Origin of the sequence: Candidatus Microthrix parvicella Bio17-1 (assembly GCF_000299415.1) — a bacterium.
Classification (GTDB): domain Bacteria; phylum Actinomycetota; class Acidimicrobiia; order Acidimicrobiales; family Microtrichaceae; genus Microthrix; species Microthrix parvicella.
This window is the reverse complement of sequence record NZ_AMPG01000001.1, coordinates 1,244,292-1,259,778: the sequence shown is the minus strand read 5'-3', so window position 1 is coordinate 1,259,778 and position 15,487 is coordinate 1,244,292. Positions and strand designations below refer to the sequence as shown.

The window sequence follows — 15,487 nt, the reverse complement described above, 5'->3', positions numbered from 1 at the left end:
CCGTCGAGGTCCGGGTGGTTGGGCCGGCGTGACCGGCCGGTGGGCTACATCTGATCGTCGGGTATTGGCACTAGCCTCCGCCCGCATGCGGATGCCTCGGGATATGCCACGTCCACCGAAGCGTGGTCGACGTACACCATCGATGGGATCCCGCAAGGTGCTGGTGGGGATCGTGGCGGCGCTGATCGGCCTGTTGGTCGCTCTGCGCCTCGCTGCGGAGGTGCATCTCGAGTACCTCTGGTACGACTCGGTTGGGCAGGCCGGGACCTGGTTGACCACCAGTGGTGCCAAAGTGCTCCTCGGCGCAGTGTTTTCACTGGTGTTCTTCCTGGCGTGCCTGTCCAGCCTGACCGTGGCCGACCGCGTGTCCCGTCGGCAGGAACTGCTGGGCGCCGACGAGTTCATCCTGCGCTACCACGAACTGGTTGGATCACGTCACCGGGTGGTTCGGGTGGTGGCTGCGCTGGTGCTCGCCTTGGCCGCCGGGTTACCCGCCGTGAAGGCCTGGGAGACCTGGCTGCTGTTTCTCAACGGATCCAAGGTGGGCATTGCCGACCCCCAGTTCGGCTACGACCTTGGGTACTACTTTTTCACGCTGCCGTTTCTCGAGTACGTGCTCAGCTGGCTGTTCGCGGCGCTGATCACCATCGCTCTGGCCACCGGAGGGGTGTATTACCTGAACGGCTCGCTGCGCCCGCGGGGGGCCCGACGGGCCGGTATCGGCACGCCGGCGGTCAAAGCGCACCTGTCGGTGTTGCTGGCGGCGCTGGCCCTGGTCAAGGCCGCCGAGTACTACCTGGTTCGTCGTCCGGCGCTGACGTTCACCGAGGGCCGGGTGTTCGACGGTGCCGGGTACACGGCCATCAACGCCCAACTCCCAGCGACGTTGCTGCTCACATTGGTTTCGCTGTTCTGCGCCGGTCTGCTGATCTACAACGTGCGGCGTCGTGGTTGGGGCCTGCCGGTGGTGGCGCTCACGCTGTGGATGGCCGTTGCGGTGCTGGGTGCCGGCGTCCTGCCGGCCGTGGTGCAACGCTTCCAGGTCGATCCGCAGAAGGCCGCTCGGGAGATCAGCTTCATCGAGCGCAACCAGGCCGCCACCAAGGCCGCGTATGGGCTCGACACCTTGACGACCGACAAGTTCGACTACACCGAGGCGGTCTCAGACGCTGAGGTCGACGCCGCCCTTCCGGTGATCCAACGGGTGCCGGTGCTGGACCCCACACTGATTGGCGACACGTTTCGCGCTCAACAGTCCAAGAAGCCTCAGTTCTCCATGGGGGAGGTGTTCCTGGATCGGTATGTGATCAACGGCTCGGAACAACCGGCAGTGTTGTCGGTGCGAAACCTGTCGCGCAACGACCTGCCGGGCCGCTCCTGGGAGCAGGAACACCTGGTGTACACCGCCGGGCTGGGTGTGGCGCTGGCGTCTGCCGACAAGGTGGCCGCAGACGGTCGCCCCGACTACCTCATCCAAGACCTGCCGGTGCAGACCACCGACGACTTCAAGCTCGACAAACCACAGGTGTACTTCGGCCGGGGTCTTGCCGATTGGTATGCCATCGCCGGCACCTCCCGAGAGGACGGCGAACGCTTTGACGGGTCCACCGGCATCGCGTTGGGCAGCGTGTGGCGTCAGCTCGAAACCTCGCTGCGTTTCGGAGCAATCGACCCGCTGATCTCGTCCTCGGTAGACAAGAACTCCCGTCTCCTGATGCGTCGTGACCCCAACGAACGGTTGTCGGCCTTGGCACCGTTCGTGTCGTGGTCATCCGAGGCGCTGCCGGTGGTGTCGAACGGGCGGGTGATGTATCTCCAGATGGGTTACACCACCGTGTCGACCTATCCGTACGCACAGTTTTCACCCACCGACGACCTTCCGGAAGGGTCCGACCTGCGGACGCGGCGCTTCAACTCGATGCGCGCCGCCGTAGTGGCAACGATCGATGCCTACGACGGCTCGGTCAAGATGTATCGGATCGACCGCGAGTTCACAGATGGTGCGGCGACCAAGGAGGATCCGGTGATCGCTGCGTGGCAGCGGGCACTGCCACAGCTGTTCACCCCGTTCGACAAGCTGCCCGCCGACCTGCGCGAGCACCTCCAGTATCCCGATGAACTGTTGCGGGTTCAGAGCCGCATGTACGGGCGCTATCACGTCGAGGACCCCGAGTCGTTCTTCGACGGGTCTGAGAACTGGGTGGTGGCCCGCAACCCGGGCAACGATGTGGCTGAGGCCACCGGCCAGAGCGCGGGGCGCATCGCCCCCACCCAGTTGCTACTTGACCGCGACGGTACGCCGGGATTCGTGCGGACCCGACCGTTGACCCCGGGCACCGAGGAGGCGGCACGGGCCGATTTGTCCGCCAATCTGGTGGGTGACTCCGACCCGGAGCGCTTCGGCAAGCTCACCTCGTACACGATGAACACGGTGGACGCCAATGGGCAGCGCCGTGCGGGCGCCGAGGTTGAGAACCCAACCAGAGCGCAGGTGGCCATCAACAACGACCCGCGGATTTCGCAGAAGATCACGCTGCTCAACCAGAGCGGGTCCAACGTGCAGTTCGGGGCCATGATGTTGGTGCCCGTCGGCGAAAGCATCTTCTACATTCGACCCCTGTACGTGGTTGGCAAGGGCGAGGACTCCTCCCCGGCGCTGAACCAGGTTGTGGTGGTGTGGAAGGGATCGGCCTACCTGGGCGACACCGCTGAGGACGGCATCCGCAACGCCGTGGCCGGGCGCAAGGTGGTCGCCCCCGAAGCATCAGGTGTGTCTCCCAACTCCAACCCCGAGGCTGAGGTCCCTACCGCCACCACCTCACCGGCCGGATCAGAGTCGGCGACTCCGACCACGGCACTCCCGGTCGACGGCACCACCACCGCACCGGAGCTGATCGCCCAGGCAATCGGGTTGATGGACGAGGCGGATCGGGCCAAGGGCGACGAGGGCGGGCTGGCCGCCTACGAGCAAAAGAACACCGAGGCCCGGGCTCTGTTGGACCGGGCGGCCAAGCTGCTGGGCGAGGCCCAACCGGCCACGCCCGCTCCATCGACCACGCCCGCTCCATCGACCACGCCCGCTCCATCGACCACGCCCGCTCCATCGACCACGCCTCCGGCTGCGCCCACCACCAAGCCCACCTCGACGACCACGCCGTAGCTGGTCGGGTCAGCCGACGGACGTGGTTTGAACCTCGTCCTCGTCCTCGACCTCGTCTTCGGAATCATCCCCGGCGAGGATGCTCAGGCCGATGACCAGGACGCCGCCGACCACGGCCAGCAGGATCGGCATCCAAACGTCGCCCGAAGGCATCGACATGTTGCTGACATCCTGAAACTCCTTGCCCGCCGGTACCTCGCGCCAGGGCCACAGCACCCGAAGCGAGCCCAGCATGAGCCCGGTGAGCCCGGCCAACATCAACTGGTGGTAGTGGTGCAGCGCCCAGTGCAGCACGGTGGAGAAACCGGCGAGGCCAAGCACGGCGCCCAGACCGAATACGGCGATGAACACCAGGTCGCGGTCGCTCACCGCCCCGAGCACGGTCTCGTACAGCCCCATCATCAACAGGAGAAACGAGCCGGAGATGCCCGGAAGGATCATGGCGCAGATGGCGATTGCACCGGCGATGAATACAAAGGGAAGCGCCGGATCGTCGACCGTGCCGGATCGCAGGCCGAGCACAAAGAACGCAACGATTGCGACGCCCAGCAGGGTGGCCATACGCACAGGATCGGGCTTGAACCGCTGGGCGGTCACGACGATCGAGCCGATCACCAGACCGAAGAAGGCTGCCGACATGCGCACCGGTTGGGTCTCGAGCAGGTGCTCGATGGTGTGGGAGAGGGCGATCACCGCCACGCCGATGCCGACGAGCAACGGGATGAGGAACGCCCAGTCGACCGCCTTGAACCTTTCAACGACGCCGGAGAAGTCGCCCTTGACCGCCGCACCCAGCACCGAGGCGCCGTCGCGCACGGTGTCGATCAGGTGGGTGTAGATCCCCAGCACCAGGGCGATCGTCCCACCCGAAACGCCTGGCACGATGTCGGCGCTCCCCATCAAAAATCCGCGAACCACTTGCATGGGGGCTTGTTTCAACATCCTGCAACGCTAGTGGTTGGGCCCACGAGACGGCAGTTGAGCGGTCCACAAACCAGCGTGGACGACGTCGCTGCGATCCCCTCTTTTGACGCCATCGCCCTTGAGCGGCTGTCATATCCGAGTCTTATGCAATAGAACACGTCCGCAACTCAGCGCGTGTGATGCCGAGTGGGAGCCGCCCTCGATGGTGCGTTCCCGGAGGAACCCATGACCAACCTGTTCGCATCAGAAGGCGGGTACCAGCTCTTTACCCTGGGCAGAGCCGAGTGGTTCTGGCTGGTGTTTACGATGGCGGTGGCCCTGCTTGCCTTGGTGGTGGGCGGCTTCACGATGAGGGGCGTCCTGGCCAAGCCCACCGGCACCAAAGAGATGGGCGAGATCGCCGAAGCGGTGCAGGAAGGGGCGATGGCCTACATCACCCGCCAGTTCCGCACGATCGGCATCATCGTCATTCCTCTTGCGGTGATCGTGTTCTTCACCTCGAGCAAGGTGATGGATGAGGTCAGTAACGAGGGACTCACCTTCGCCCAGTCGGGAGGGTTCCGCACCGTGGCGTTCCTGGTCGGCGGCCTGGCGTCGGCCTCGATCGGGTTTCTCGGTATGTGGCTGTCCACCCGGGCCAACATTCGCACCGCAACCGCCGCCAAGGCCCATGACATGAACGGCGCCATGCAGGTGGCGTTCCGCGCAGGTGGCACCGTGGGCCTGTTCACCGCCGGTTTTGGCCTGGTGGGCGCCACCGGCATCGTGATGCTGTTCCAGAACACCGCCTCGTCGATCCTGATCGGCTTTGGTTTTGGTGGCTCGCTGCTGGCCCTGTTCCTCCGCGTTGGCGGCGGCATCTTCACCAAGGCGGCCGACGTGGGTGCCGACCTGGTGGGCAAGGTTGAGGCCGGAATTCCCGAGGACGATCCTCGCAACCCGGCCACGATCGCCGACAACGTGGGCGACAACGTGGGCGACTGCGCCGGCATGGCGGCCGACCTGTTCGAGAGCTTCGGCGTCATCCTGGTGGCGTCGATCATCCTGGGTATCACCGCCTTCAACTCGGTGGGCATCGGAATCGACGAGGCCGCCAAGGGCATCATCTTCCCGTTGGCCATCATGGCAATCGGCCTGTTGGCTTCTGCGGTGTCAATCTTCTTCGTCAAGGCACGACCCGGCGAGACCAATGCGCTGCCTCCGATCAATCGCGGCGTGCTGTTGGCGTCGGTGCTGACCCTGGCCGGCGCAGCAGTGGTCGCCTTCGGCTACGTGGGCAACCCCACCGGTTCGACGATGTCCAACGTGGGCCTCCGGCTCTTCCTGGCCATTGTCGCCGGTATCGTGCTGGGCCAGGTGGCCAGCCGCATTACCCAGTACTACACCTCCAGCACGTTCAAGCCGGTGCGTGACATCGCCGAATCGGGTCGCACCGGTCCGGCCACGGTGGTGCTTTCGGGCATCTCCTCGGGTCTCGAGTCGGCCGTGTGGGCCGTCATCGCCGTTGGCGGGGCCATCTTGGTGTCGATCGGCATCGGCGGAGGCGACATCAAGTTCTCGCTCTACCTGGTTGCTCTCGCCGGCGTCGGCATGCTGGCGACCACCGCCATCATCGTCGCCGAGGACACCTTCGGGCCCATCGCCGACAACGCCCAGGGCATCGCCGAGATGTCTGGAGAGTTCGAAGGCCAAACCGAGGTGATTCTCGATGGGCTCGACACGGTGGGCAACACCACCAAGGCGGTCACCAAGGGGTACGCCATTGCTTCGGCGGTCATCGCCGCGGTTGCGCTGTTCGCCGCCTTCCGCGAGATCATCGCCGAGGAACTCTTCAACGGTGACTTCGCCGCCGCGGTGATCAACATCGCCGACCCGAAGATCTTCGTTGGGGCCCTATTGGGGGGCGCCGTCGTGTTCTTGTTCTCGTCGCTGTCGATCCTGGCCGTCAGCCGCACCGCCGGTGTGGTCGTGCAGGAGGTCCGTCGTCAGTTCCGAAACAAGCCGGGCATCATGAAGGGCACCGACCGGCCCGACTACGGCCCGGTCATCGACATCTGCACGTCGGCTGCCCTTCGAGAGCTGGCCACCCCGGCGCTGCTCGCAGTGCTACTGCCGGTGGCCGTCGGGTTCGGCCTGGGCGCCGAGGCCCTTGGCGGGTACCTGGCTGCGGCCATCGTCATCGGTGCGCTGATGGCCAACTACCTGTCCAACGCCGGTGGTGCGTGGGACAACGCCAAGAAGTACGTCGAGGACGGAAAGCTGGGCGGCAAGGGCTCGGACGTGCACACCGCCGTCGTCATCGGCGACACCGTGGGCGACCCGTTCAAGGACACCGCCGGTCCGGCGATCAACCCGCTGCTCAAGGTGATGAACCTGGTGGCCCTGCTGGTGCTGCCCGCCGTGTTCTCACTGTCGGACAACGATGCTGCACGAGCGATCATCACGGTTGGCGCTGCGGCCATCCTCATCGCTGCCGTGATCTTTTCCAAGCGTCAGGGCTCCGACATCACCGACGAGTCCACCACAACAGCCGCCTGAGGTTCAGCCATCGTCGGCCACCCGGCCGGCGATGGCGTCTTGGGCGTGTTGCGAGGAGTAACGGGGTGGGTCATTCAAACCGGGTCCCGCCCTCCGGCGTAAGGTGGTAGCCGTGATGAGCCGGATGACACAGGTCCAATGGTGACGCGGGTGGGTTGGCGGAGATGGGGTGTTGCCGCCGCGTCGGCGACGATGCTGCTGGTGTCGGCCGCTCCGGCATCGGCGCAGTCGACCGGCGTGCCCCCCGCCACCGGCGCGGTGCCACCCACCGGTGCGGCGTCCGACCCCGCTCCCACACCACCGGGTCCTGCCGACTTCGGGCCGCGCGTCGATGCCGCAACAGGCCTGACGCTCAGCCCGGGGGTGGAGACGCTGACGGTCACCGGTGCTGCAGCCGGCGCCGCCATCACCCTGCTCGATGGTGATGGAGCCGAACGGCTGACGCTGCTCGCAGATGCTTCGGGTCAGGCCCACTTTGCCTACGTGCCGGACACGCCGATGACCTTGCAGAGTGGCACGGGTGAGGTGCCCGGCGGCTCGGGCGGTGTTGTGGAGCCCGGGACGTATCTCATCCGAGTCGCCGGGGTCACCAGCAATCCCGTCAGGGTGCTCGCCACCGGCGAGGTTGCCGACCCGTCGTTCTACTCCGGCCAGCAGATTGGTAACGGCTTCGGCTACGTCACGACGCGTGACGGCACCACATTGTCGGTCATGGTGCGACTTCCCGGCCCGATCGAGGATGGTCCCTACCCGACGGTGGTCGAGTACAGCGGCTACGGGGCATCACGGCCGGCGGACCCAGAGCCGGGCTCCCGCATCGCCGGGTTCCTTGGCTTCGCCACGGTTGGCGTGAACATGAGGGGCACGGGCTGCTCGGGCGGCGTGTTCGACGTGTTCAACCCGGCCCAAATGGCCGACGGCTACGACGCGATCGAGGCGATCGCTTCGCAGGACTGGGTGGCCAACAACAAGGTGGGCATGATCGGGCTGTCCTACGCCGGAATCAGCCAGCTGTACGTGGCGTCCACCCAGCCGCCCAGCCTGGAGGCGATCAGTCCGATGTCGGTCATCGACGGGCCGTGGCGGGAGCAGTGGCCGGGTGGGGTGTACAACGACGGATTCACCAAGCAGTGGTTGGCAGAGCGTGACCGGCAGTCCCAGGCCGGCGGACAGAGCTGGGATGGTCAGCGGATTGCTCAGGGCGACACCGTCTGCGCCAACAACCAGCGGATACGAACCCAGAACCTGGACTTCGAGAAGTTTGGTCGGGCGCTGGAGAACTTCCCCGATGCTCTGAACGCTCGGTTTCTGCAGCGCCTGGTGCCCAAGATCAACGTTCCGGTGTATTTGTCGGGTGGTTACCAGGACGAGCAGACCGGGGGCCGGTTCGGTTATCTCTTGGATAAGTTCACCGCTGCACCCGTCACCCGCTTCAAGTTGTTCAACGGTCATCATCCCGACGGCTACAGCCCCATGGTGGCCACCGACTGGCACGACTTCCTGTCGTTCTATGTGAAGCGTGAGATCCCCATGATTTCGAATCTGGTGCGGTACTTCTCCCCAGGGGTGTTCGAGGACGAGTTCGGCGTCAAACGGGGGTTTGGCCCCAACCGCTTCGATTCGTTCCAGCCCGGCGACTTTGCCGGAGCGCTGGCGGCGTACGAGGCCGAGTCCCCGGTGCAGGTGCTGGTCGAGTCGGGGGCAACCACCAGCCCACAAGGCGCCACCGGTGAGCGCACCCGCTGGAACCTGCCGTCGTTCCCACCTCCTCAGGCGGCGGCAACCACCTGGTACCTCGCCGGGAACGGCGCGTTGCAGCCGACCGCGCCCACGATCGATGCCGCAGATCGTTACATCCCCGAACCGGGGGCCGGCTCGATCGTGACCACGAACGCGAACAGCACCACGTTTCAGAAGCCGGTCTCGGCTCTGAACGCCCAGTGGAAACAGGCCCCCGAGGGTGATCTGTTGGCGTATGCCTCCGGCGCTCTCGCTGCCGACACGGTGGTGGCCGGCCCCGGGTACCTCGACCTCTGGGCCAAGCCGGGAGCGCCCGAGGCCGTGGTGCAGGTCGATCTCACCGAGATCCGTCCGGATGGACAAGAAACCTATGTCCAGTCCGGCTGGCACAACCTGGAGCATGCGGGTCTCGATTCCGGGCTCACCAAGGGCTTTCAGGTGGAGTACACCTACACAGAGGCGGACCGGGTGACGCTGGATCCCGACGGGTGGGTGCACCGCAAGGTGCCCATTCCGGCGGCGGCGCACGTTTTTCGTGCCGGGTCGAAGCTGCGGATCACCGTGTCGTCCCCCGGCCGAAGCCGCCCTCTGTGGACCTTCGAGAATCCCGTGCGGCCACCCGATGCCCCAGTCACGCTGGGGCGCGGCGGAGCGCATGCATCGTCGCTGGTGCTGCCGACCATGTCGTCTCAAACCCTGCGGGTCGCCACCACCGGAGGGTCGGGACCTCGCTCCGGCAAGTCGTCCGCCACCTCGGACATCCCGACCCGGCCCGAGTGCGGCACCCTGCGGGGCCAACCGTGCCGGAACTACCTCGGCGTCGTCAACGTCACCGACGACCCGGTGGAACAGCCGCCAACGACGGCTTCTCCAACGACGGCTTCTCCGACGACGGGGTCCCCAACGACGGCTTCTACAACGACTGTGACTCCAACGACTGTTTCTCCAACGACGGGGTCCCCAACGACGCGTCCTCCATCGGGGTCCCCAACAACCGGGTCGCCAACAACAGCAGCGGCTTCGACGACCGCGGCTCCAAGCACGGGGTCGGTCGGGCCGTCCACCTCAGGTTCTCCGACCAAGGTGCCGCCAACAGCGTCATCATCCACGACGCAACCATCCAAGGTCGGTCCGGCGGGAACCGTTGCCGCGGGCACCGTCGTGGCAGCGCCGGGCGGTGCCAACCCGTCGGGCCTGCCCAACCCCACCGCCTCGCCAGGTGGGCGGCCCGGCGCGGCTCGTCCGGGCATGTCGCCTGCCCCTGGCGCGTCTGGGGCGTTGCCTGCGGGCGCAGGTTCTGCGGCGGCACCGCTCCCTCTCAGCCCAAGGTTCACAGGCTGACGCTCGGCGATCTCCGTGATGTCCCGGTTGGAGCTGCTACCTGACGGTGACCACCACGGCGTGCCAGCCGGTGGCACCGTTGGGGTCGGGTCGGCTGGGCCGTGCGGTCTGAGTGTTGCCGGCCCCATCGGTGGCCCGCACGGTCAGGGTGTGGCTGCCGGTGGTGGCGTTCCAGTCCGTCCACCATTGCCGCCAGGTGGCGTCCGACAGCTTCGGACCCAGGTTGGCGGGGCGCCAGGGCCCGCCGTCCACCCGTGTCTCCACCTCTGCCAGCCCGCGGATGCCGGCCCAGGCCACCCCGGCGATCGTCGTCGGCCCGGCGTTGACGGTGGCCCCATCAGCGGGCACGTCGATGCGACTCTGGGTCTTGATCGGCGCTTCCCGAGACCAACCCCGGGGTACCCAATAGCCGGTGAAGTCCTCCCAGGTGGTCAACTCGATTCGTTCCAGCCACTTGCAGGCCGACACGTAGCCGTACAGGCCGGGGATCACCAGCCTGGCCGGAAACCCGTGAGCGAGCGGCAAGGGTTCGCCTCCCATGGCCACGGCGATGATCGCCGGTGGTGTGGCGTCGCCTGAGGGCCGGTCAAGGGTTTCGATGGGAAACCCGCAGGTCCAGCCGTCGGTGGAGGTTGCGCCCACCTGCGTCGCACCCTCGGGTACCCCGGCTTCGGCCAGCAGCGGTGCCAGCTCAACACCCTGCCACCGTGCGTTGCCCACCAGGTCACCTCCAACCTCGTTGGAGACGCAGCTCAGCGTGCAGTCGATCTCAACCTGCTCCCGTGCCAGGAGGTCGTCGTAGCTCAACGTCAGCGGCCCATTGCTTCCTCCGGCGATGGTGAGGGCCCACGTGTCCACGTCCACGCTGGGAATCGTGAAGGCGGTGTCGATTCGATAGAAGTCATCGTTGGGGGTGATGAGCGGCGAAAGCCCGGGGGTGCCCGCACCTGGGGCGGATGCGGTCTGCTTGGGGAGCGGGGCGAGGGGCGAGTCGACCGGGGGCAGCGTCACCTGGCTGCGAGCCTGTTGGGCCTGGGTGCGGCCGCCCACCACGCGAATGGCTCCGGCCAACGCAAGTTGGACGATGGCGGCCACGCCAAGACCTCCCAGCACGGTGCGTCGACGCATGGGGGAGAGCAGCGGCGCCTCGTGGTCGAGTTCGACGTCGGGTTCGGATTCTGGGTTTGGCCCGTGGGCTGCTGCCGGGTCCGGTTTGAGGGCTGGAGCCCTGGTGTCACGGCCGCCGACTCCTGGCGTTGTCCGGCGGGTCGCTCCGAAGAGCGCCCAGAGGGCACCGGCCGAGACTGCAGCGCCCGCCAGCGCGCCGAAGCCCGAGCCCATCCCGCCACCACGCCCACTCCAGGCGGCCACCGCACCGATCACGCCCATACCCATTGCCCCCGCTGCGGCCCATGCGGCGGCTCGGCGCCCACGAGCCGCCAACACGCCAAGACCTGCCGACGCGAGTGCCAGCAACACCAGGGTCCCGAGGATGGTGACCGGCTTGTCCAGGGTTCCCAGCGTGGAGATTGCCCACTCCCGAACTCCGGTTGGGCTGAGGTCAACCACCCGGTCGGCCACCGCCAACAAGGGGGAACGGATGGGGCCGATCAGGGCTGCCAGCAACTCCCCGAGGCCAAGCCCGGCCGCTCCCGCCAATATGCCGGCCACCGCCGGCCGGCTGGGTGGGTTGTGGAACGCTGGGGTGTGCGCCGGTGGGATGGGCGGGTTGTGATAGGACGACGTCATCGCCCCACACCCTGCCACCCGGATGATTCAGATCCAGCGCGCCCGTCCGCTTGCCACCGTTCGCTGTCTACGCGGGGCGGCCGCACTTGTCGCTGTCGGGTTGTTGGGAGCGGTGCCGAGCGGTTGCTCCTCCGGGCCGACGATGGCCGAGTGGGCGGATCAAGCCGACGGTGTGTGCGCCGAAATCAACGCCAAGGTGGAGTCACTGCCAGACCCGGGCAATGATCCGGTCACCTTTGGCGCCTACATCACCCGGGTGCGGGAACTGCTCACGTCCGAGCAGACGAAGCTGGCGGCACTTGAAGGGCCGGACGGTGGTGAGCCGCCCGCTGCCATGGCCGACTACTTGAAGCGTCAGTTGTACCTGATCGACCAACTCGACGAAGCGGCCACGGCGGGCGATTCGGCGAGGTTGCGCTCGGTGCTGGACCAGTCGGCCCGAGAGCTGGGGCCCCTGGGGCGGGATGTGGCCAAGGCCACCGGAGTCAAGAAGTGCGCCACGACGGGTCCGGTGGGCGGCGAGGCTCCGGCAACGTCAACCACGACAGCTTCAGTGCCGGCAGCGTCAACGTCAACGTCAACGTCAACGTCAACGTCAAAAACCGAAGGGTAGGAGCTCGTACATTTCGGTGTGCTGGGTTCGGCCGCGGAGCAGGGCCCGGCCTCGTCGCTCGAAGGTGCTGCGCCGCAAGACGGCTTGGGTGGCGTCGTTGACCACGCCCTCGCGGGATGCCTGGACGGCTTCCTCGGCCACCAACACCCCGGCGTCGGTGTGCTTGGCCTGGTCGCAGAGCCGGGCGGCAACGTTGACGATGTCCCCGATCACCGTGTACTCGTAGCGGTCCTGGGTGCCCACGTATCCGGCCAGCGCCGTGCCGGTGGCCACACCCACCCCGGCTCGGGCACCCACCCGGGCGAGGGCGGCGGGCAGTTCGGCGGCCACGGCCAATGCCCGGGCGGCGTGATCCTCCTGGGTGACCGGGGCCCCGAAGATGCAGAGTGCCGCATCGCCCTCAAACTTGTTGATCCAACCTCCGTGGGCGGTCACCATCTCGGCGACGACGGCGAAGAACCCGTTGAGCATCTCCACCACCTCGTGGGGGGTGTGGCTCTCGCTGTAGGCGGTGTACCCGTCGAGATCGACGAACAGCACGCTCAGCGGACGCTCCTCCCCACCCAGGTCGCGCCCGTGGTGAAGGGCCCACTGGGCCACGTCCTGGCCTACCTGGCGGCCGAACAGGTCCTGCAGCACCGCCCGCTCCTCCAAGCCGGTGGTCATCGCATTGAATCCCTCGGCCAGGCGACCCAGGTCGCCACCGTCGTCCACCGGGAGTCGAATGTTGAGGTTGCCTTGGCTCACCTCGCTCATGGCTCGTCGAACCCGGTCGATGCGGCGTCCCACCGCCGATGCCGCACCCCACATGACCACGCCTCCCGCCACCAGCCCGACGCTCAGGAGCACCCCCAGGCGCCAGGGCGACACCGGGGTGCCCTCCGGTGCGGTCAGCACGACCAGTCCGACACCCAGGAGGGGAATCCCGCTCCCGAGCAGCCAGAGCACCCAGAGCCGCCGTTCCACGTCGCGTTTTCGGCGGGTCGTGACCTCGCCGCCTTGGGCCAGGTCGATCAATGGCCGGATCGGACGGTCCAAGAGCAGATAGATGAGGGTGCTGGTGATCAGCCCGGCCAGGGCGATTCCAAATCCGATTCTGGGTGATCGATTGACCATGGCGAAGATCGCACCGGCCAGCGTCCACCAGAGAAAGTTCTGCACCGCCAGCGTGATGGCCAGACGCAGCACCAGCCCTCGGCGGAACCTGCCGGGTGCCCGATTGTCCTCGGCCCAACGAACCGAGATGTGCATCAGCACGTTCTGGATGGGGATGGTTACCAGGGTCACTCCGACCAGGTAGACCAGAAAGATCCGCTCGTTCAGGGTTTCGTTGATTGGGGCCCCGGCGTCGTTCCAGGGGAAGAGCCACCGCAGGTAGGCCCACACCACGAAGCCGCCGATGCCGTTGGCCGTTGCCAACCGGATCCGTATCGCCCAACGCAGTCCGTCCGCCTTTTGGGCTGCCTCCGACTGCTCCGAATCGGATATGTCGGCGTCCGTGAGCGTGGCGCCATCGTGGGGGATTGGCTCCTCGTTTTCCCGACGGTGGCGCCGTGTGGGGCCGTCATCGCCCGCGTCCATGTCGGGTGGTGTCGCGTCGGATGCTGCGGTGGCTGTCACGACACCTCCCCGCTGCGGATGCTCGCCCTGGGTGGCGAAGCGCCGCAACTGGCGCGCCCACCCGGAGTAGGCATGCTAGGTCACGATGATCCGACGACCGCTCTGCCGGTTGTGCCTCTATCATGGGTTGATCGCCAGTCAACCCCCGCGTGGGACCGGATCGTGCCTGGCCCAATCTGCCAACCTCGATACCGCATCCTTCGCTCCATCCGCCCGCCCGGTGCCGCGTTCCCGCCGGGCCACCGACGTTCGATGATGCGCGCTCGTTCACGTCGCCGTCGAACGCGCTTGGCCGTCACCGTCGTGGTGTTGTTGTCGGTGGGTGCGGCCGTCCAGCCTGCGGGTGCTTCGCCGCGTCAGGACCCCGGGGCCACGGACACCACCATCACGCCTGCGGTGACCGAACCACCGGCCGCCACAACCACCGTGGCCACCGCAACCGACCCCGCGGCGACCGCCCCCCAACCGACCGACATCGGCGCCGCTGCGACGACGCCCACCACCGCTGCGGCCACGGCCACCGGCGATGGGGCCGCAGCGGTCACGGTGGCGTCGTCCTCTGACCAGCCGGCGCTGCTGCAACAGGCGGTCGACAAAGCCAACCGTGAGGTTGCCGGCCTGGCGGACCAGCTCACCGCTGCCGAGGAGGCCGACGTGCAGGCCCGGGAGGCCGCCGCCAAACGTGATCAGGACTTGGAGGCCGAGCGGGTCCAAGAGGAGGGCCTGGCCAAGAAGGCCCGCTCCCAGGCGGACGAAGCCCGCGTCGAGGGCGACAAGCTGGCCAAGTCGTTGAAGAACGCCGATGAGGTGCGGGTGGGAGCCAGCGAGGGTTGGATGACGACGGTCGGCAAGCTCCGCACCTTCTCCGTTGCCGCCTACGTGGCCAACAGTGCGCCGCCCGGCCTGCCGACGCTCGAAGAGGCCGACTCCCTCGCAGCATCCCGTCGGCGCGAGTTCCTGCGCAGCTCAGGCAGGGCACACGTGACGCGAACCAGGGAGGCCGAGGCCGAAGTTGCCGAGGCCGAGACCACGGTGGCGGACCTGGCCAAAGCCCGCTCGGCCAAGGTGGATGAGGAACAGCGGCAGTTGGAGATCGAATCGGGCCATCTGGGTAAGGCCGAGGCGGTGACCGACGAGCGTTCTTCGGCCGAGCAGGCCGAGCTGACCCGGCGCCAGAGCGCTGCCGAGCAGCGGCTGCAGGTGCGTAAGGATCTGGAGCGGGCCAATACCATTGCCAAGCAGTTCACCGGGTTGTCGCTGGACCAGACCACGGCCATCAACGGCGAGCCGCTGCTGACCGGCGAGGACCTGTCCCGTTGGTTCACCGCCGACGGACGCAAGGCGAACACCACCGTGTCGATCCAGGAGCTGACCAACCTGTACGTGGAGGAGGGCCGTAGCGAAGGCATTCGGGCCGATATCGCCTTTGCCCAGTCCATCCTGGAGACCGGTTCGTTCGGCTATCCCAGCTACGGCCAGGTCAAGGGCACCGACAACAACTTCGCTGGGATCGGCGCCTGCGACTCGTGTACCAACGGGTTTGGTTTCCCGGATGCCCGCACCGGCGTGCGTGCGCAGATGCAGCTGCTGAAGATCTACGCCAATCCGGGCCTTACCGCAGCGCAGTTCGCCAACCCGAAGGTGCGGTGGGATCCGGAGAAGTTGGGCGTCCGCGGGTGTTGTCCCACCTGGAAGGACCTGGCCGGGGTGTGGGCCTCCAACACCGACTACTTCTCACAGATCCAAACGGTGTGGAACGAGATCGTCACCTGGGTGGTCAAGGACTACGTCCTGTCCTGAGC

8 protein-coding genes are annotated in these 15,487 nt (G+C 66.9%); 5 read left to right on the top strand and 3 right to left on the bottom strand.

The window, feature by feature from the left end:
- Positions 1-142 precede the first annotated feature (142 nt).
- Complete coding sequence (locus MPARV_RS0106140; protein ID WP_020377627.1) at positions 143-3,160, top strand: UPF0182 family protein; 3,018 nt, start codon at positions 143-145, stop codon at positions 3,158-3,160.
- A 9-nt stretch (positions 3,161-3,169) separates the two neighbouring features.
- On the opposite strand, the gene MPARV_RS0106135 is transcribed toward MPARV_RS0106140, so the two are convergent.
- Positions 3,170-4,060 (bottom strand): DUF368 domain-containing protein, encoded by an 891-nt coding sequence (locus MPARV_RS0106135; RefSeq protein WP_157789479.1) that lies wholly within the window; start codon positions 4,058-4,060, stop codon positions 3,170-3,172.
- A gap of 249 nt (positions 4,061-4,309) precedes the next feature.
- On the opposite strand from MPARV_RS0106135, the gene MPARV_RS0106130 reads away from it, so the two are divergent.
- Positions 4,310-6,622, top strand: a complete 2,313-nt coding sequence (locus MPARV_RS0106130) for a sodium-translocating pyrophosphatase (RefSeq protein WP_031277450.1) — start codon at positions 4,310-4,312, stop codon at positions 6,620-6,622.
- A 150-nt stretch (positions 6,623-6,772) separates the two neighbouring features.
- Complete coding sequence (locus MPARV_RS0106125; protein WP_238538820.1) at positions 6,773-9,703, top strand: CocE/NonD family hydrolase; 2,931 nt, start codon at positions 6,773-6,775, stop codon at positions 9,701-9,703.
- Positions 9,704-9,739: 36 nt separating this feature from the next.
- Here MPARV_RS0106125 and MPARV_RS0106120 read toward each other — a convergent pair whose 3' ends face one another.
- Complete coding sequence (locus tag MPARV_RS0106120) at positions 9,740-11,452, bottom strand: molybdopterin-dependent oxidoreductase (RefSeq protein WP_020377623.1); 1,713 nt, start codon at positions 11,450-11,452, stop codon at positions 9,740-9,742.
- 22 nt (positions 11,453-11,474) lie between these two features.
- Between MPARV_RS0106120 and MPARV_RS0106115 the strand changes: the two genes are divergently transcribed.
- Positions 11,475-12,065 carry a hypothetical protein gene (locus MPARV_RS0106115; RefSeq protein ID WP_157789478.1) on the top strand — a complete coding sequence of 197 codons (591 nt, stop codon included), beginning with the start codon at positions 11,475-11,477 and terminating at the stop codon, positions 12,063-12,065.
- On the opposite strand, the gene MPARV_RS20910 is transcribed toward MPARV_RS0106115, so the two are convergent.
- Complete coding sequence (locus tag MPARV_RS20910) at positions 12,048-13,685, bottom strand: adenylate/guanylate cyclase domain-containing protein (protein WP_157789477.1); 1,638 nt, start codon at positions 13,683-13,685, stop codon at positions 12,048-12,050. The two genes, MPARV_RS0106115 and MPARV_RS20910, sit on opposite strands and share 18 nt — an antisense overlap.
- A gap of 288 nt (positions 13,686-13,973) precedes the next feature.
- Between MPARV_RS20910 and MPARV_RS22325 the strand changes: the two genes are divergently transcribed.
- On the top strand, positions 13,974-15,485 hold the full coding sequence (locus MPARV_RS22325; protein WP_051011893.1) for a glucosaminidase domain-containing protein: 1,512 nt from the start codon (positions 13,974-13,976) through the stop codon (positions 15,483-15,485).
- The last annotated feature ends 2 nt before the right edge of the window (positions 15,486-15,487 follow it).

Bases quoted from the DNA above. Each gene is read 5' to 3' on its own strand.
- MPARV_RS0106135 (WP_157789479.1), bottom strand. From the start codon at position 4,060: ATGGGGAGCGCCGACATCGTGCCAGGCGTTTCGGGTGGGACGATCGCC.
- MPARV_RS0106120 (WP_020377623.1), bottom strand. From the start codon at position 11,452: ATGACGTCGTCCTATCACAACCCGCCCATCCCACCGGCGCACACCCCA.
- MPARV_RS0106140 (WP_020377627.1), top strand. From the start codon at position 143: ATGGGATCCCGCAAGGTGCTGGTGGGGATCGTGGCGGCGCTGATCGGC.
- MPARV_RS0106130 (WP_031277450.1), top strand. From the start codon at position 4,310: ATGACCAACCTGTTCGCATCAGAAGGCGGGTACCAGCTCTTTACCCTG.
- MPARV_RS0106115 (WP_157789478.1), top strand. From the start codon at position 11,475: ATGATTCAGATCCAGCGCGCCCGTCCGCTTGCCACCGTTCGCTGTCTA.